This is a genomic window from Serratia sp. BFP-2025 (assembly GCF_050880365.1).
In the GTDB taxonomy this organism is placed as follows: Bacteria; Pseudomonadota; Gammaproteobacteria; order Enterobacterales; family Enterobacteriaceae; genus Serratia; species Serratia surfactantfaciens.
Genome location: NZ_JBPAFV010000001.1, coordinates 1,625,074 through 1,642,273 on the forward strand (window position 1 = coordinate 1,625,074; position 17,200 = coordinate 1,642,273).

The 17,200-nt window shown below is 57.0% G+C and carries 16 protein-coding genes; 6 read left to right on the forward strand and 10 right to left on the reverse strand.

Features of this window, described 5'->3' with window-relative positions; genetic code table 11:
* Nucleotides 1-6 precede the first annotated feature (6 nt).
* Nucleotides 7-870, forward strand: a complete 864-nt coding sequence (locus ACRAWE_RS07535) for a helix-turn-helix domain-containing protein (protein WP_063919470.1) — start codon at nucleotides 7-9, stop codon at nucleotides 868-870.
* 27 nt (nucleotides 871-897) lie between these two features.
* Here ACRAWE_RS07535 and ACRAWE_RS07540 read toward each other — a convergent pair whose 3' ends face one another.
* Nucleotides 898-1,902, reverse strand: a complete 1,005-nt coding sequence (locus tag ACRAWE_RS07540; protein WP_432525185.1) for a LacI family DNA-binding transcriptional regulator — start codon at nucleotides 1,900-1,902, stop codon at nucleotides 898-900.
* A 317-nt stretch (nucleotides 1,903-2,219) separates the two neighbouring features.
* Between ACRAWE_RS07540 and ACRAWE_RS07545 the strand changes: the two genes are divergently transcribed.
* From ACRAWE_RS07545 to ACRAWE_RS07555, 3 genes are all read left to right on the forward strand, one after another.
* A complete protein-coding gene (locus ACRAWE_RS07545) occupies nucleotides 2,220-3,143 on the forward strand; it encodes a substrate-binding domain-containing protein (protein ID WP_432525186.1) in 924 nt (307 codons plus the stop codon).
* 66 nt (nucleotides 3,144-3,209) lie between these two features.
* Nucleotides 3,210-4,385 carry a Gfo/Idh/MocA family protein gene (locus ACRAWE_RS07550; protein WP_432525187.1) on the forward strand — a complete coding sequence of 392 codons (1,176 nt, stop codon included), beginning with the start codon at nucleotides 3,210-3,212 and terminating at the stop codon, nucleotides 4,383-4,385.
* 10 nt (nucleotides 4,386-4,395) lie between these two features.
* Complete coding sequence (locus ACRAWE_RS07555) at nucleotides 4,396-5,337, forward strand: sugar phosphate isomerase/epimerase family protein (RefSeq protein ID WP_019455358.1); 942 nt, start codon at nucleotides 4,396-4,398, stop codon at nucleotides 5,335-5,337.
* 53 nt (nucleotides 5,338-5,390) lie between these two features.
* On the opposite strand, the gene ACRAWE_RS07560 is transcribed toward ACRAWE_RS07555, so the two are convergent.
* On the reverse strand, nucleotides 5,391-6,476 hold the full coding sequence (locus ACRAWE_RS07560; RefSeq protein WP_063919465.1) for an NAD(P)-dependent alcohol dehydrogenase: 1,086 nt from the start codon (nucleotides 6,474-6,476) through the stop codon (nucleotides 5,391-5,393).
* A gap of 316 nt (nucleotides 6,477-6,792) precedes the next feature.
* On the opposite strand from ACRAWE_RS07560, the gene ACRAWE_RS07565 reads away from it, so the two are divergent.
* Nucleotides 6,793-7,206, forward strand: a complete 414-nt coding sequence (locus ACRAWE_RS07565) for an energy transducer TonB (RefSeq protein WP_071532856.1) — start codon at nucleotides 6,793-6,795, stop codon at nucleotides 7,204-7,206.
* Nucleotides 7,207-7,266: 60 nt separating this feature from the next.
* On the opposite strand, the gene ACRAWE_RS07570 is transcribed toward ACRAWE_RS07565, so the two are convergent.
* The 4 genes from ACRAWE_RS07570 to ACRAWE_RS07585 form a co-directional block, all read right to left on the reverse strand.
* On the reverse strand, nucleotides 7,267-8,730 hold the full coding sequence (locus tag ACRAWE_RS07570; RefSeq protein WP_248004940.1) for a phospholipase D family protein: 1,464 nt from the start codon (nucleotides 8,728-8,730) through the stop codon (nucleotides 7,267-7,269).
* Between the two features lie 157 nt (nucleotides 8,731-8,887).
* Nucleotides 8,888-9,679 carry an AraC family transcriptional regulator gene (locus ACRAWE_RS07575; RefSeq protein WP_019455355.1) on the reverse strand — a complete coding sequence of 264 codons (792 nt, stop codon included), beginning with the start codon at nucleotides 9,677-9,679 and terminating at the stop codon, nucleotides 8,888-8,890.
* A 357-nt stretch (nucleotides 9,680-10,036) separates the two neighbouring features.
* Nucleotides 10,037-10,354: a cupin domain-containing protein gene (locus ACRAWE_RS07580; protein WP_019455354.1), complete on the reverse strand. Its 318-nt coding sequence runs from the start codon at nucleotides 10,352-10,354 to the stop codon at nucleotides 10,037-10,039.
* Between the two features lie 283 nt (nucleotides 10,355-10,637).
* Nucleotides 10,638-11,822: an MFS transporter gene (locus tag ACRAWE_RS07585; protein WP_244889076.1), complete on the reverse strand. Its 1,185-nt coding sequence runs from the start codon at nucleotides 11,820-11,822 to the stop codon at nucleotides 10,638-10,640.
* A gap of 180 nt (nucleotides 11,823-12,002) precedes the next feature.
* Here ACRAWE_RS07585 and ACRAWE_RS07590 point away from each other — a divergent pair, with 180 nt between their 5' ends.
* Nucleotides 12,003-12,872: a LysR substrate-binding domain-containing protein gene (locus ACRAWE_RS07590; RefSeq protein ID WP_432525188.1), complete on the forward strand. Its 870-nt coding sequence runs from the start codon at nucleotides 12,003-12,005 to the stop codon at nucleotides 12,870-12,872.
* Here ACRAWE_RS07590 and ACRAWE_RS07595 read toward each other — a convergent pair.
* The 4 genes from ACRAWE_RS07595 to ACRAWE_RS07610 all read right to left on the reverse strand — a co-directional run bounded on the left by ACRAWE_RS07595 (nucleotide 12,869) and on the right by ACRAWE_RS07610 (nucleotide 17,063).
* A complete protein-coding gene (locus ACRAWE_RS07595; protein WP_432525189.1) occupies nucleotides 12,869-13,573 on the reverse strand; it encodes a hypothetical protein in 705 nt (234 codons plus the stop codon). The genes ACRAWE_RS07590 and ACRAWE_RS07595 overlap by 4 nt on opposite strands.
* Nucleotides 13,574-13,801: 228 nt before the next feature.
* The gene (locus ACRAWE_RS07600; RefSeq protein ID WP_019455349.1) at nucleotides 13,802-14,209 is read right to left on the reverse strand and encodes a DUF2000 domain-containing protein; all 408 of its coding nucleotides are present in this window, start codon (nucleotides 14,207-14,209) and stop codon (nucleotides 13,802-13,804) included.
* A gap of 53 nt (nucleotides 14,210-14,262) precedes the next feature.
* Nucleotides 14,263-15,111: an AraC family ligand binding domain-containing protein gene (locus ACRAWE_RS07605; protein WP_432525190.1), complete on the reverse strand. Its 849-nt coding sequence runs from the start codon at nucleotides 15,109-15,111 to the stop codon at nucleotides 14,263-14,265.
* A gap of 71 nt (nucleotides 15,112-15,182) precedes the next feature.
* Nucleotides 15,183-17,063 (reverse strand): PAS domain S-box protein, encoded by a 1,881-nt coding sequence (locus ACRAWE_RS07610; RefSeq protein ID WP_019455347.1) that lies wholly within the window; start codon nucleotides 17,061-17,063, stop codon nucleotides 15,183-15,185.
* Between the last annotated feature and the right edge of the window lie 137 nt (nucleotides 17,064-17,200).

Consider the following 17,200-nt stretch of genomic DNA (forward strand, 5'->3'; position numbering starts at 1 on the left):
TATAATATGCATAGAGCCGAAGTGGTCAGGGTAATGTTGGCCTGGATTGAGGAAAATATCTCTGGCAGGCTCACGTTAGATGAAGTTACTTGCCGATCCGGGTACTCAAAATGGCATTTTCAGCGGATATTTAGAGAGGAGACCGGGAAGATTCTCGGGCAATATCTTCGTGAGCGACGTCTCACTCATACAGCATTTGAATTAAGGCTGTCAAAAAAATCAATCACTGACATTGCGTGGGATCACGGGTTTGATTCGGTGCAAGCATTCACCCGCTCGTTTAAGCGTCAATTCCAGGTGACCCCTGCCGTTTACAGGAAAACCCCCTCCTGGCCCTATAATGGGATGTGCCCACCAATACGTCTCGAGTTAATTAATGTACCGCCGATGAATATCGTGCTACAGCAAGAGATACGGCTTCTGGGGCGATTTAACTATTACTCTTACCCCAGGTGTCGTATTGATGATGGGCAGTTGCAGCTATGGATGAAATACTGGGTTAATTTTATTTCAGCGCTGACCAGCCGGCCTAAAAACCTCGTCGGATTGCTAAACTATCACGCAGGCGAGAAAAAAATAGACTCCGTTGACTTTAGTTACGTCACCTGCGTAAAGGGTGACGAACAAGGCGATGAATATCCCGATCTCCATGCCATTAACATTCCTGGCGGCATGTACGCTTGCTTCTATTATAAGGGTGTGGCCGAGAAGCTTAATGAATTCATTTGCCATATTTACGATACATGGCTGCCGTTGAAGGGACTCAATCGTTTAAATGGGTATGATGTCATCAAATATTCAATCGATGAGTCACCAACCAGCGCCTATGACATGAAAAACATTGAGATTGAATACTGCATTCCAATATAGGCAGAGGCTCTCACGCCCGTCTTCCCCTCAGCTATTTTTCACATGCGACCGCCGAACTCGCAATTCCCCATGCCGCCAGGCCCCGTCTGCCGTGGCGCGATTGTCGATCAGGCGATTCAAGGCCTCCTCGACCAGCCGATCGATGCGTTGGCTGTAGCTGGTCAGCGCCCAATTGGCTGAGCCGGCTTCGTCGATATCGTCGAAACCTACCACGGCCATTGCAGACGACGGCGCCGTTTGTCTGAGCGCCTCGAGCGCCCCCAGCGCCAACACGTCGTTCTCGCAGAACAATGCCTCAACCCGCTCACTTTCCGGCGTTGCCTGCAGGTATTCACTCATCAGTTGGAAACCGCGCTGGCGATCGTAGTGGCCAGCGGTGAGCACCCGATCCAACTGAAAGCCGGCGGACATCAATTTGTCACGGTAGCCTTCCATACGCAGCAAATGGCTGCTTTGCGTGTCTGGCCCCTTCATGTAGCCAAAGCGCCGATGCCCTTGTTCTATCAGCAACCCAGCGATCTCTTCGCCGGCGCGGTAGCCGTCGATATTGACCACATCAATGTGTTCACTTTCCGTATTGCGACACACCTGCACCAGCGGGATCTGATGCAGATCTTGCGCGATTGCCACCCACTCTTTGGTTAACACGGTCGCCAGGAACAGAATGCCATCGACCTGCAGCTGATCGGCCATCGCCATCACCGCCCGGTAATTTTCTCCGGCGGTGATGTTCAGCAGCAGCGCCATGTAGCCGCGGGTTTGCAACTGTCTGGTCACCATATCAAGCATCATCATCGAATGTGGATTCTTCATCTCGTCGATGGCCACGCCGATGATGTGCGTGCGTTTTTGCGACAGGCTACGTGCCAGCAGGTTCGGCCGATAACCCAGCTCGGCCGCCGCCGCCAGCACGCTTTCACGCGCGCTGTCCGAGATCGACGCGCCGGGCGTAAAGGCGCGTGATACCGTCCATTTGGAAACGCCGGCCTTTTCGGCGACGTCGCTGGCGGTGGCTTTGTGGTGTTTCATCATGATTGTGTCGATCCCTGCTTCGGTGAAGTCAAACTATATCCTGTTCGCTCAGATCCCCTAAGCGCCCGTCGACATGCCTGCTGCAATTATGTGCTGTTTTTGCACCCGATTGCAATTCGTTGTGCAACCGGGTGCAAAATGTAAACGGTTTGTGATCGTCTACGCTGTTTTCACCTTTCCCCTATTGACCAAATTTTATCCATCATTGACATTCACGGTGGCATTCAGAGACTCATCGCCCTTTTGTCTTCTGTTTTGCACCCGGTTGCAAAGACACTGTTTTTACACAACACCTCTCTTCTCAACAGGATACCGTAATGAAAAAAACCAGACTGCTGTTGATGTTAGCCTGCTCGCTGTTCGTCGGAACCTCCCAGGCCAAGACCTGGCAGGTCGGCGTCGCGCTGGCCAATTTCGATCTCAACTTCGTCTCTATCCTGCGCAGCCAAATGGCGCGTGAATTGGCTGCGCAGCAGTTGCAAGGCCAGTTCGTCGATGCCAAAGGCGATGTCGCCTTGCAGGTGCAGCAGGTAGAGGATCTGATCAACCAGGGCGTAAACGCCATTATCCTCAACCCGGTCGATACGCAAGGCGTCCAGCCGATGATGGCGGCCGCCCAACGTGCCGCGATCCCCCTCATTTTCGTCAATCGCAAACCGGAAGTGCCGCTGGTCGGTGCGACGGCCTACGTCGGTTCTGATTCGGCGCTCAGCGGCCGCCTGCAGATGGAGGCTCTGGCGAAAAAAATGAACTATCGCGGCAACGTGGCGATCCTGATGGGCGCCCTCTCCAACGAAGAAACTCGTGAACGCACCCGTGCGGTGGAAGCGGTGATCGCCAAGCACAAAGATCTGAAAGTAGTAGAGAAACAGACCGCCAAATGGCAGCGCAATGAAGCGGTCGACGTGGTCTCTGGCTGGTTGCTGAACGGCGCGCCGATCGATGCGATCGCCGCCAACAACGACGAGATGGCCATCGGTGCAATCATGGCGCTGAAGCAGGCCAAAAAGAACGGCGTGCTGGTTGCCGGCATTGATGGCACACCCGACGGCCTGCAATTTATCAAGAACGGCGACATGGCAGTGACCATTTTCCAGGATGCCAAAGCCCAGGCGATCGGCGCGGTGCAAGTGACCCGAGCGATGTTGGATCGCGCTAAAACCGAGCCTTACAACTGGGTGCCTTATGCCACCGTGACGGGAGAAAACTACCCGCAATTTGCACAGATGAACCAGAAATAAATCGTTGCCACTCTCTTTTTCAACTCATTTTGCACCCGAGTGCAAAACACAATCTCAGGAGTCAGCATGTTAAATGGTGAAAGAAGCATCCCTCGCCCGCTGCGTTGGGCGATGATCGGCGGTGGCCGCCTCAGCCAGGTGGGCTACAAACACCGTTCCGGCGCCCTGCGCGATAATACCGCCTTTCGGCTGGTCGCCGGTGCCTTTGATATCGACGCGGTGCGCGGTCGTGAGTTCGGCGTTAATCTCGGCGTGCCCGCCGAACGCTGTTATGACGACTACCAGCAGCTGCTGGAGCAGGAGGCTAACCGCGAAGATGGCGTTGAGGTGGTGACCATCGCCACCCCCAACGGCACCCACTATGAAATCACGCGCGCCGCGCTGAATGCCGGCCTGCATGTCATCTGCGAAAAACCGCTGTTCTTCTCCACGGCGCAGGCGAAAGAAATCAAGGCGCTGGCGGCGGAGAAAAGCCTGATCGTCGGCGTAACCTACGGCTTCTCCGGCCATCCGCTGCTGATGCAGATGCGCGCCATGATCGCGAACGGCGACATCGGCGAAGTGCGCATGGTCGAATTGCAGTATACCCACGGCTTCAACGCCAACGAGAGCGCAGACAAGTTCGAGGCGCAAAAGTGGCGCGTTGACCCGAAAATCGCCGGCCCCACTTTTGTGCTGGGCGATATCTCCACCCACACCTTTTACATTTCGCAGCTGGTGATGCCCGACATGAAGATCGCCTCCCTGCTGTGCGATCGCCAGAGTTTTATCCCTTCTCGCGCCCCGCTGGAAGACAACGCCATGGTGCTCATGCACTACGAAAACGGCGCCGTCGGCCGCATGTGGGCCTCCGCCGTCAATGCGGGCGCAATGGACAGCCAAAGCATCCGCGTGGTGGGCTCACGCGCCAGCTTGCAGTGGAGCGATTCCACGCCCGGCGAATTGCGCTATGAGATCCAGGGGCGGCCCAACCAAACGCTGCACCACGGTATGCCCTATCTGGACGACAGCGCGCTGGCCGAAGAGCGGCTCGGCGCGCTGCATACCGAAGGCCTGGCCGAATCCTGGGCCAATATCTACCTCAAGTTCGCCATCGCCATCAGCGCCAGCCAGCGCGGCGATCGGCAAGCGCTGGCCACGCTGATCTACCCGGATATCGACGCCGGATTGGAAGGCGTGCGCTGGATTGAAAACTGCGTTCGCTCCGCCGACAACGGCGCCACCTGGGTCAATTACCTATAAGGAAAACACCATGAAACTTTCATTCTGTACCGACAGCCTGGGCCATTTGCCCTTCGAGCCCATGCTGGACCGGTTGCTGGAACTGGGGGTGCTCGGCGTGGAAATGACCACCGGCGGCTGGTCTCCGGCCCCCCATCTGGATGCCGACGATCTGCTGGCTAACCCGGCCAAACGCCGGCAGCTGCAGCAGGCGCTGGCCAGCCGCGGCATGGAAATCGCCGCACTCAATGTCTCCGGCAACCCGCTGGATCCGGGCGAGCTGGGGCGGCGCCATCTGCGACAAACCGACAATACGCTGGAGCTGGCAGGCCTGTTGGGGGTAAAAAAGATCGTCATGATGAGCGGGCTGCCGCCGGCCAGCCCGCATGACACCATCCCCAACTGGATCACCTATACCGTCAGTTGGCCGCCCACGGTAAAAAACTGTCTGGACTATCAATGGAATGAGGTGGCGATCCCCTATTGGCGCACACTGGTCGACAAAGCCAGGGAGTGTGGCGTCGAACGGTTCGCGCTGGAGAACTTCAGCGCCATGCTGGTGTGGAACCCGCAGACGCTGTTCCGGCTGCGCGACGCGGTCGGCCCGATGGTAGGCCTGAACCTCGATCCCAGCCACCTGATCTGGATGGGGGCAGATCCCATCGCGGTAGCCCGCGCCCTCGGCCCCGCCATTCACCATGTGCACGGCAAAGACGTGCGCCTTGAGCGCGGCATCGTCGAGGTTAACGGGCTGTTGGAGACCAAACCAATCGACGACGTGGCCGGTCGGGCCTGGAATTACGTCGCCGTCGGCTGCGGGCGGGATCTGCAGTGGTGGAAGGAGTTCTTCTCGGTGGTGCGCATGACGGGCTATAACGACTGGGTGTCGCTGGAGATGGAAGACCTGACCATGTCGGTCGATGCCGGGATCGCCTCCTCCGTTCAGGCGCTGCAACAGACGATCAGCAGGTAACCCCAGGCGCAGCGGTTGCGGCCGCTGCGCCAGATTCATCCTGTGTTGCACCGTTACGGGGTTATCGCCAACTTAATCACGCCATCGCGCTTTTCAGAGAACAGGTGGTAAGCCTCGGCAATATTCTCCAGCTGAAAACGATGCGTCACGAACGGTGTGAGATCCAAACCGCCATGCTGGATAACGTTCATCATTCTGCGCATCCGCTCCTTACCGCCAGGGCACAGAGCCGTACGAATCGTATGATCGCCCAGCCCATAGGCGAACGCCTCGACAGGCAATTGAATATCGTCGCTATAGACGCCGAGGCTGGACAGTGTCCCGCCAGGTTTTAAGACACGCAGCGCTTGATTAAAGGTGGCTTGCGTCCCCAAACACTCGATGCTGGCGTCCACACCACGCCCCGCCGTAATCTTGAATATTTCATCAATCACATCGGTTTCCTTGTAATTCAGCATGACGTTTGCCCCCATCTTTCCCGCCATCATCAGCTTTTCGGGAGAGCTGCTGATGGCAATAATCAGGCTGGCGCCCTGCAGGCGAGCGCCCGCAGTGGCGCATAAACCGATCGGCCCCTGGGCGAAGATGGCCACCGTATCACCAATTTTAATGTTGGCATTTTCCGCGCCTTTAAAACCGGTAGACATCACATCCGGGCACATCAGCACCTGTTCATCCGTCAGACCGTCCGGTATGAGCGCCAAATTGGCTTCAGCATCAGGCACCAGTACATATTCAGCCTGGGTACCGTCGATAACATTGCCGAAGCGCCAACCCGCCGTGGCTTTATATCCATGGCAAGGACATTCCGGCAAGTAGGCGCCATCCTGGGCGGGAAATCCATCCTGGCAGGCATAGGACGTAAAAGAGGGGCAAATGGCACCGGCCAACGCCCGCTGCCCTTCTTTAAAGCCTTTAACATTGCTCCCGAGCTTTTCTATAATCCCAACCGGCTCATGCCCCACGGTCAGTCCGTGAGGCACGGCATATTCACCCTTAAGAATATGAATATCGGTACCGCAGATTGTCGTCGTGGTTATTTTGAGCAAAGCATCGTTGGGGCCAGGAGAAGGAATCGGTTTTTCAATGAGTTCTATTCTCCCCCTTTCGATAAAGGCGGCGGCTTTCATCATGCGCATGGTGGAAGATCCTTTGGTTTTTGTCGAGGCAATTACAAGAAATAATAATCTAATTGGTTATTTTTTCTATTTTAATGCCCTGTGAAACAATTGTTGCCTCCAATGATTTCAATGGTAAAGTAAAATAATAGATATAATTAACCAAAGAATTAACCCCACCCCGAAAAACTATTTACCCTCATATTTTCGAATAGAGTATTAGCTTAAGAAAAGAATGATTAATATCCTAGCGAAAGCTGCATGATTTCTCTTTCTAAATACCCTGTGCTAAGCGAAAATATGCGTTATCTGATTGATAGAACATGCAGGAAACGCCATGTCACGATTCACCCTCATCTCGCTGAGCCTGGCACTTGCCGGTTGCGCGCCATTGCAACCTGATGGCTGTGAAAAAGCCAGTGCGGTGAACGATTGCGTCTATGCCTGGCGTGCAGGCAGCAATGTTCCAATGGCAAAGCAACCGCCTAACCTGGGATGCGACGGACAAGTCTTTTATGAGCGGCCATACTATTCCGCCTCTGCGAAGGCTGAAAAACGTGAAGGCGAAGTGAGCGCAACGTTTGATGTTGATGATAAGGGTAAAGCCAGAAATATCGTGCTAACGGGCACACCGGAATTCTATCGCGACACCAAAAGCGCTATCGCACGCAGCTGCTGGGTACCAGGCAGCGTTAATGAAACAGTGTTGTTTACTTTTAAACTCTCTGGTGATGCTGAAGCCAACCGATAAGCGCAGGATTGGTTCCCTTGCAACGGTTGACTCAACGGGCGGCGGCGGCATTCACCGCCGTTACAGCATCCACTCGATCGGCAGCCAGCCGGCCACGGTGAGAACGATGCGTTTTACCCAGCCGGCGCCGGGCTCTTGCTGGTGTACCTCGGTGTGGCCGTCTTCGAAGGCTTCGTTCCACACCATTTTGCCCTCGGGTGTCAATGCCGGCCGATAGGCGGCGTACTCGAGCGGGCCATCAAACAGTTGGCGGGTGTCGGCCGCCAACGTCGGGCTATCGATCAAAAAGCCCATTTCGCAGTTCAGGTGCGCCGAGCGCGGGTCAAAATTGAACGAGCCGATAAACACCCGTTTATCGTCGATGGCGAAGGTTTTCGCGTGCAGCGCCGCGCCGGACAGCCCCAGCGGTTTGAGTTCCTTGCGCCCCGTCGGTTGGCCGGCGCGCAGCTTCAGCTCGAACAGTTCCACGCCCGCCTGCAGCAGATCGCGGCGGTATTTGGCGTAGCCGGCATGGACCACCAGCACGTCGGTGGTGTTCATCGCGTTGGTCAGCACGCGTATGGATTTCCCCTGCCTGGCAAGCGATTCAAAGAAGGCCGCCCCTTCCCGCCCCGGTACGAAATAGGCGGAAACCAGCTCCAACTGCTGGTTGACGCCACCGATGATCTTACCGAGCTGCGTCACCATCAAACGATCGTGCGCGGCCTTGCCCAGACCTTTCGCCGGATCGTCGGCCACCAGCTGCACCGTCGTGAATTCAGGCTGTACGGCGCCATCGCGGAAGCGCACCGCGCTGGTTTCCAACTGCACCGCCAGCTTGCGGGCGCGTTCGCTGCTTTCGGTCGCGGCGGCCTGCGTCAGGAATGCCGAGAGGTTGCCTTTGCCCTTGATAATCTGCTCAACGCCAAACACCGAGGCGCTGTTCCAGTAGCGGTCGAAGACCTCGGAGGTCTCCGCCACCACGCTGCCCGCGCTCAACACGTCGAGATCGAGGAAATAGTTTTCGTCGCCGACCTGAAAATATTCGTCGCCGATGTTGCGGCCACCGATGATCGCCACGGCGCCGTCGACGATGAAAGACTTGTTATGCATGCGCCGGTTCATGCGCATAAAGTCAAAGGCGTAGCCGGCCAGCTTCGGCGTGCGCACCGTTGACGGGTTGAACAGGCGGATCTCGACGTTTTCCTGGGCGTTCAACGCCGCCAGAGTCTCGTCCATGGCGACGCCGTTATCGTCCAACAGCAGACGCACGCGCACGCCGCGTTGAGCCGCGTCATACAAGGTTTTCAGCAGGATCTGCCCGGAGGTGTCGTTATGCCAGATATAGTACTGAGCGTCGATCGACCTTTCCGCCATCCGCGCCAGCGCCAGGCGGCTGGCGAACGCATCGTGCCCGCTGACCAGCGGCACCACGCCGCTCAGGCCCGGATGTGCCGCCATCAGTTCGGCGGCTCGAGCCGGCAGTTGGGCAGCGGGATCTGCCGGCAATGCCGCCTGTGGCGGACGCTGGGAAATATCAGGCAAACGAAAGATGGCTCTTGCCGCAATAATGGCGATCGTCACGGCAAGAATCAGATACAGGACAACTTTTATCACGGGAAGCGGCCTCGGCGGTTGACTGCTTTGCTTTATACGTCATTAGGTTGCTTCAATCCATAGGAGAAGCGCGCGATGCGAACGGCTATAGCGTAAAGCGCGAAGGCGAAACGCCAAACAGTTTTTTGAACGCCACTGAATAGGCGCTGTGGCTCTCGTAGCCGCTTTCGAAAGCGGCATGGATGATCGAGTTGCCCGCCAGCAACAGCGGAATCGACGACAGCAGCCGCAAGCGCTGTTTCCACTGGCCGAAGGTGATGCCGGTTTGTTGAGTGAAGTGACGCTGAAAGGTTTTCGCACTGATCGACAATGAATCCGCCCAGATCTCAATGCCGCGATCGTCGGCCGGCGTGATGACCAACTGCCGGCAAATCTCGGCCATTCTCGCCTCCATCGGCCAGGGAAGATGCAGCGCCAGCTGCGGCTGCAGGCTCAGTTCCTCCAGGAACAAGGCTCTGAGCAGCGCGTGGCGTTTAGTCTCCTCGCCCTCTGGCGCCAACGTCGCCAGCTGGGCGATCAGCTCGCGCAGCAGCGGTGACACCTGCAAGACGCCATCGCGCAACGGCAACCGCTCAGCGGTGAATTCATCGACAAAAATCCCGTAAACGCAAATGTTACTCTGCATGACCAGTTGATGTTCTACCCCCGGTCGCAGCCAGACTGCGGTGGTAGGCGGCACGATCCAACGCCCGCAGCTCGCCTCGACCGCCATCACGCCCTGTTGCGAATAGAGCAAATGGCAGCGTTTATGCGAGTGGTAAGGAATGACAAAGCCCGCCGGATAGTGTTTCACCAGCCCCGTCACCTCGAACGCGGAGTTTTCGTGGCCGCTGAGGTCGATGCGTTTTATTTCGGCGTTGTCGACGTCGAATCCCATGGTCGTTTGTCCCTTTTGATAACGCGAATGTCTTTTATTTGATAGAGAGGTCGCATGATCCTCCATATAGTGACGTTCTCGCAAGCCACACCAGGGGCCTTATGCGAAGAAACACACTATTTACACCAACATTTCATCGTTCTGCGTAAAACGGAGGCGATGACGTTGCGCAGGCGCTGCGCAATGGCGGCACGTTGCGGGGGCGACGTGGCCGAAAGTGATGGAAAGGGAAAGCGCGGTGGCATAAGTCAGGAGGTGTACGCATCAATCAGCAGACAGCTCAGCCTGGGGGGCGGCTCAACGCTGAATGGATATGGAGAGCGCCTAGGCTCTCCTCTATCCATTGCCGTTATCCCATCAACGGGCCAGTTCGGCGCCGTCCAGTTCGGAAATCGCCAGACAAATCACTTCCGTAATAGCCTGCACCGTATAGGCGGTATTGGCGGGAATAATTAACATTTCATGAGGTTGCAGCGTTTGATCGTCAACCTTCATCTCACCGCTCAACACCATCAGCTTCACCCACCCCGGATGAAAGCGCGCCGGTTGTCGGCTGCCCGCATCCAGCTTCAGCAACGCCGTATGGCCAGGCGTCTCCCGTTTCAAAATATGAAAGTGCACCCCATCGTAAGGCATGTTTTCGTAATGCAGTGACGCCAGTGTTCTCTTATGCATGGTAAGTGTCCTCGTGACCTGTGAGTAGCTGCTCCGCCTTCGGTCGCCGTAAAAACGATTGGCGGCTGTCCCTACCGAAAGCACCGGCTCGCAGCCTCTTGGCGAACGGATTAACTGTCGTACTTGCAGCGGCCAGCGGCCGTCGCGTCATGCCTAACCTGCCTCAGGCATGCTACTAAATATATAAGAGCCTCGCCGACCGCGCAAAAAACTGCAGCGACGTTGAGCGCGTTACAACGCTAATCCGTAATGGGAGAGTGCGATAACAATGCGTGATTTTGTCTCATTCATCTGATGATGCTCGCGCCTCACGCCACAGCAGCCAGGCCGCCAGACAGGCTACCCCACCGCCGCCGGCCAACACGGCATAAGACGTGCTCCAGCTCTGGGTGGCATCCATCACGACGCCAAAGGATAAGGGGGCGAAGGAACCGATGCCGAATCCCAACAGCGATCGCCAACCCATCACGCTGCCGAGCTGCTGCGGCGGCACATTGTCCGCCATGGCGGCCGACAGCACGCCAGAGTCGCCGAGGATAAAGAAACTGCCCAGGCTGACCACCAGCAGCGTCCAGCCCGGTCCCCAGCTCGCCGACCACCCCATCAGCAGCGATCCCAGCGCACCGGCGGCGCCCATAAACATCAGCACCGACGCGCGATTGAAATAGTCGGAAACGGTGCCGACAATCAACGTGGCGAGCATGCCCGCCAGGTGGATCGCCGCCGCAACGATCAAGCCGGCGCTCAGCGGATCCAGAGGGAAACCGCTCAATGCTTCACTGACCAGGCTTGGCGCCCAGGCCCAGTTGCCGAGCAGCTCCCAACTATGGGCGATATACCCGATCAGCAACAGCAGGGTCACATAGGTGATGCCATAGCGCTCACGCTTCGCCTTCCTTCCCATGGTGTGCGGGCGCGGCTCCTGATAGCTGGACAAGGCCAACGAACCGGCTAGCGCCCCCAGCAATGCGCCGGCGGCACACAGGGAGAAGGCCACGCCGGATCCCCAGCGCATGGCGCTCCAGCCGGCGATGAAAACCGACAGGAAATATCCCAACGAACTGGCCGCCAGGACCAGGCCGATGGCATACCCGCGTCGCGCCGGGCCGTTCATTCCCATCGCCAACAGCAGCGCCGGCGTATAGGCCCCGCCCTGCGTCAGGCCGACGAAAGCCATCAATATCAACGCGCCGACATACGAATGAGCAAAGGCGGCAAACAACGCCAACGCCACGGCGCCCAGCCAGGAGAACAGCAGATAAACCCGGCGCGCGCCCAACGAATCGCACCACCAGGAAGCCACCAGCAACGCCAGGGCGTTAGTGAGGCTGAACACCGTCTGCACCGTGCCGGCGGAGGCGGCGTCGAGCTGCCACTCGTTTCGGACGGTCGGCAACGCGCCGGCGAACATCATGGTGCCCAGACAGAGGCCCGCCCGGCTCACGCAAAGCAGATAGAAAGCCCGCATTCAGTGCCGCCCCTCAGCCCATCGATAGGTGAGGATGACTCGACTAACACGGATAACAGACGGGACAACGCTTAACATGGCACGCTCGGCAACGCGGGAAGGATGCGCCATAATAGTGAGCAAAATCAACGGCTGACAAACGATCTTTCGTCCCTCATTTGGTTGAGCTAAACTCAACCTATGAAAAAAGTCCACTCCCTGCCGCACCTGTCCGCATTCGAAGCCGCCGCCCGTCTTGGCAGCTTCAGCGCCGCTGCGGATGAGCTGTTTCTCACCACGGGCGCAATTAGCCGTCATATTCGCAGCCTGGAAGAACAGCTGGGAATCAAGCTGTTTTATCGCGGGCATAAGTCCGTGCGGCTGACGCAGGCCGGCGAGAACTTTTCCTGTTCCGCCTCCCGGGTGATAAGCGAATTGTTTGCCGCGGAAAGCGCGCTGAAAGAGAGTGCCGGCCTGCCGCGGCTAGTGGTGCACAGCCTGCCGACGTTCACCATGCACTGGCTGATGCCGAAGCTGGCGGCGTTCAATGACATTCATCCGGGAGTCGCCATTGATATCACCACCGGCATCGGCGCCATCGATCGCAATACGCCGTTTGACGTGGCGATCCGGCGCGATCCAGCGCACTTCTCTGGGTTGAAAGCGCTCCCTTTCCTGCAGGAAGACAGCCTGCTGGTCTGCAGTCAGAGCTATTTGCAGGCCATGCCGGTCATTGCGCCGGGCAATCTCGCCGGCCATACCGCCATTCGCATCCGCGCCCGTGAGGATTTATGGCGCAGCTGGCTGAATGCTTACCCGACGGCGCTGGACGCCTCACCGCCGCCGCTCACGCTCGATCATACCTTCGCCGCCATTCAGGCAGCCGAGGACGGCCTGGGGCTGGCCGTCGTGCCTTACCTGTTCTGCGCCAAGCACCTGGCGGCCGGCCGGCTGGTCTCGCCGTTCCCGACGCTGACCATCAGAACCGGCATCTATTCCCTGCTGCTGCGCGATCGGGACGATGAGGTGGTGAGGAAATTCGCCGTCTGGCTGCAGAGTTTTCAGACCTAGCACGGGTTTGCCAATCTTTCAGACGCCTTGATGTTCGCAAGCATCTCATGCGTAAAATCGCCGAACCAGGCAAAAACGCGATCGACATGGGTAATGCAACGTTGCCTGACGGCATCGGTCAACGTCGTCTCGGCCAGATCATCCTGCCCCTGATGCTGGGCATGGCCGGTCTCCAGCGCTAAATGAAATTCGCCGCAATAACGCAGTTCAACGCCGGTTGCCTGCTGAATTCGGTTGGCCAGCGGTGTCGTCAACCCAAACAGCACGTTGCCGGTTGCTTCGATGGCCTCAATCACCACGATCCGCTCCAGCCCGCTGAGGCTGCTTATCAGCGCGCACAGCCGATAGGTCAATAGCCGATTCTCCCGAGTGCCGTCGCTCCATAGCCCTTCCAAATGTGCGGCCAGCGTAGCGGAGCGGTTGTATCCGAGTTTGTGCAGATCCTCGAGGTACCACGGCCAGTGATGGTCATCTTCATAGGTGTGCGCATTGACTTTACGTTGATAACTATCGATAGATGGCGTTTCGTCACGCAGCACGAACTTATTCAGATCGGAAAAAGCCATAATAAAAAACGCGATGTGCGGCAGAAATGCCAACCGCTCCTGCGGCGTGCGCCGTTCATCGCGCAGAAACTCAAATAGCGGAAGTTGGGCGTAGCTCTCTTTATTTCTCTCGATATGCTGCAAAACTGTTTTCATATAAACCTCATTGATTTAACAGTGATTAAATCGGTTTATCATCAAGTTTCAGCTTTAAAGGAATAACTACGAGGCGGGAAACTGTTTCAGTATAGTTGTTTTTACTCGCCTAATAGGATAAATAGCATATTACTTGCCGGGTTAAATAATCGCCTGTTTGATTATTTAACCCGGCGCTCAATAATTTTATTTATATTAGCGTGCCGAGAATGCCGCCATAGTGGCATTTCACCCGTGAAGCGCTAACCCTTTGATCGCTTTGTCCACTGCTTTTTTTGGCCCGCGTAGCGCCAACCCAACCAAATCCAGATTATCCGCGTCCTCAGCGAGAAAAACCTGTCGGTTGGCTTCATCGTGTCCGGTCGAAAACATGGCGTGCACATAGGGGATCAGCGTCAATTCCCGCTCCAGCCCTTTGCGATGCACATTTTGCAAACCCGGCAGATCTGCGGCAAAAATCAGCATCGGCTGCCCAGAAATGCCACCGTAGCGTCTGCCTTGCGCATCCACGTAGCACTCGCCGATGATTTCCGGAGCGGCGGCGGCGATGCCCGTCGCCAGAAAGGCCACCACATTCAACCGCTGCCAGGTCTGCAGATCGTCACGCACGATAAACGCTATCTTGGTATCAAACATATTTCGCTCTACTCCGTTGTGCTCTTAAAAGCACATCATCGAAGATCGGCGAGTCAGCGGTATAGAACGTTTGTGCACTGGCGCTGATAAGCCGCCGGCGATAAACGATAGGCACGCTGGAACCAGCGGCCCAAATGGCTCTGATCGGCAAATCCCACCTGCATGGCGACCTGCGCCGGTTCTTCCCCCTGCGCCAGCAACAACCGCGCGGCTCGCAGCCTCAACCGAACCAAATAAGCATGCGGCGACTGGCCGAAAGCCCGAGTAAATTGACGAGTCAGACGGAAACGGTCCAGACCACACTGAAGCGCCAGGTCATCCAGACTGGGATTATCCGCCATATGCGCATGCAGATAGTCCCGTAGACGATTCATCTCAATCATAGCGTCATCGCATTGGGGACTCGATATGACGCGAATATGCCGCGCCAAAAGCGTCAGTAGATGGTCCAGGCTCTGATCGCGCGCCAGCCGCCCTTCACCATGATGAAGGGCAAAAAAGGCCTGCTGAATCGCGGACGCCAGAATCGGATCCTCCGTCAGCGTGCTGTGGAACGCGCCTTCCAATACCGAGGCGTCGCCCAATCCGCGGCGGTTCATCGCCGCGGATACCCAATGCTGGGGCAAATAGAGCATCGCATAGGTAAACCCTTCGGCCTGCGGCGCATGACCATCGTGCACCGCACCCGGCTCGATCAGTATGGCGCGCCCCGGCCGGCTGGTATGCAGCGAGCGGTGGCAATTGAAACGCTGCAAGCCCTGCTGCGTAACGCCCACCAGCATTTCATCATGATCGTGAGGATCGTAGGCATGCCCCTGAAAGTGGGCGTTAACGCTCTCAATGCCGGTCTCGTCATCACGCCGCAGTTCCAACCAGTCTTCATGTTGATGATTTGACGCCATGCAATAAATCCGGAGTACTGGCCACAGGAAAAGAACAAACAGCTTACCTCGAGACGGTCATCATTTCACGTTCACAACTCGCAGATGGCGTAAGTACCCTTTCCGGCCAATTTCGCCTGATACATCGCGCCGTCGGCACGGGCCAACAGCATCTCCTCCGTCACGTCATTGTGCGAGGAAATCGCCGCACCCAGGCTGGCGGACAGGCTCACGGTCTGCGGCCCGATCTGCGAAATATCGGCCAGGCGCGCCAACACGTTTTCGCAAAACTCGCTGACCTCGCGCCGCGGATCCGCCAACGGCCACAGGATCACCGTGAACTCGTCGCCGGCCAGGCGCGAAACGCTATGGCGTTCGCCGGCGCAGGCGCTGAGCAACCTGGCGAACGTCTTCAGGATCAGATCGCCGAAGTCATGGCCATGGCTGTCATTGAGGGCTTTAAAACCATCGAGATCGATGAATATCAGCGCCATCTGCCGCTGTTCGCAACAGGCCTGCAATGTGCCGGACAACCGACGCAGAAAGGCGCGGCGATTGGTCAACCCGGTCAGCATGTCGTGTGTGGCATCGTACTCCAGCCGTTGCTGCAGGCGTTTCAACTCGGTAATGTCCATGGAAAGAATGTAAAACCCCTGAGCGTCACACGGCACCAGCGTGGTGTGGATCATCAACAGGCCCCGTTGGGTCTGGAGCTCATTTTCGAAGCTCACCATTTCCCCCGCCAACGCTCTGTCTATCATCGGTTTCGCTATCTGATAAACGTTCTCCCCCATAAAATCGCGCACCGTCATCCCCCTGAGGCGGCTCTCTTCCAGGCCAAACCAGGTTTTATAGGCGCTGTTGGCAAACAGGTAGCGTTCATTAGCGTCGATTTGGCTGATTAAGGCCGGCATGTTGTCAGTGATAGCGCGCAGGCGCTCCTTCTCCGTGCTGAGCTGGTATTCGGCAAGCACCCGAGTCTCAATCTCCTCGTTGAGCTTCTTGACCACGACGTTAAGCTCGCGCGTGCGAATTTCAACGCGTTGTTCCAGCTCGTGCTGTAGCGCAAACAGATCGGCCTCTGCCGCCTTGCGCTCGCTGATATCGACGATAACCGAGATGAAATGATCCGGTTTACCGTTCGGCAGCCGGTTTAACGCCACCGTCAGCTGCACCCAGACGATCGAACCATCGGCGCGAAAATAGCGTTTCTCCAGTGAATAGGTACTGATCTCGTTTCTCAGCAGCTGCTGCAGTTTTTCCAGGTCGGTATTGAGATCGAGCGGATAGGTAATGTCCTGAAAGGTGCGATCCATCAGTTCGCGCTCAGAATAGTGCAGCATTTCGCAGATGCGCGGATTGACCCGCAGCCAGTATCCCTGCAGCGAGACCAGCGCCATCCCCACCGCCGCCTGGGCGAAGGTCTGTTCGAACAAGGCTTCCGAGCGCTGCAGGTTGGACTTCAGGTTTTCGGTATAGACGTGGCGTTCAATGCTCTGCAGGTACTCCTCGACCACGGCAGCGAAATCGTGCAGGTCGGCCACCTGTTCCTGGGAAAACGGCTGCGGCTGGCTGTCGATAATGCACAGGGTACCGAGCGGCAAACCGTCGAGCGACAACAGCGGCTGCCCAACGTAAAAGCCGATTCGCGGCCCGCCGATCACCAGCGGGTTATCGAAAAATCGCGGATCGTTGGCGGTGTCGGGCACCACCAGCGCTTCACGTTGCAAGATGGCATGGCCGCAAAACGAGATATTGCGTGGCGTTTCCCGGGCATCCAGACCGTAGCGCGATAGAAACCATTGGCGATCCCGGTCGATCAGTGACACCAGCGCAATGGTGACGCCGAAATATTTCGCCGCCAGCCGTGTAATACGATCCAGTTTTTCCACCGAGTTCGAATCCAGCACGTTCAGCGAATTCAATACCGACAGGCGTTCGGCTTCGTTTTCGGGGAAGCAGGGTTCGAGCATGTTGTCTCCCATTGTGTCTCAGACAGATCCGGCGCATCCGGCCGGCGTGAGTCAGTTCAGCGTATCCGCCGGTTAAGCGGTAAATATCCTTGTCCATCATGGACTCACTCAGTATCAATCCGATTGCGCATTCTCGC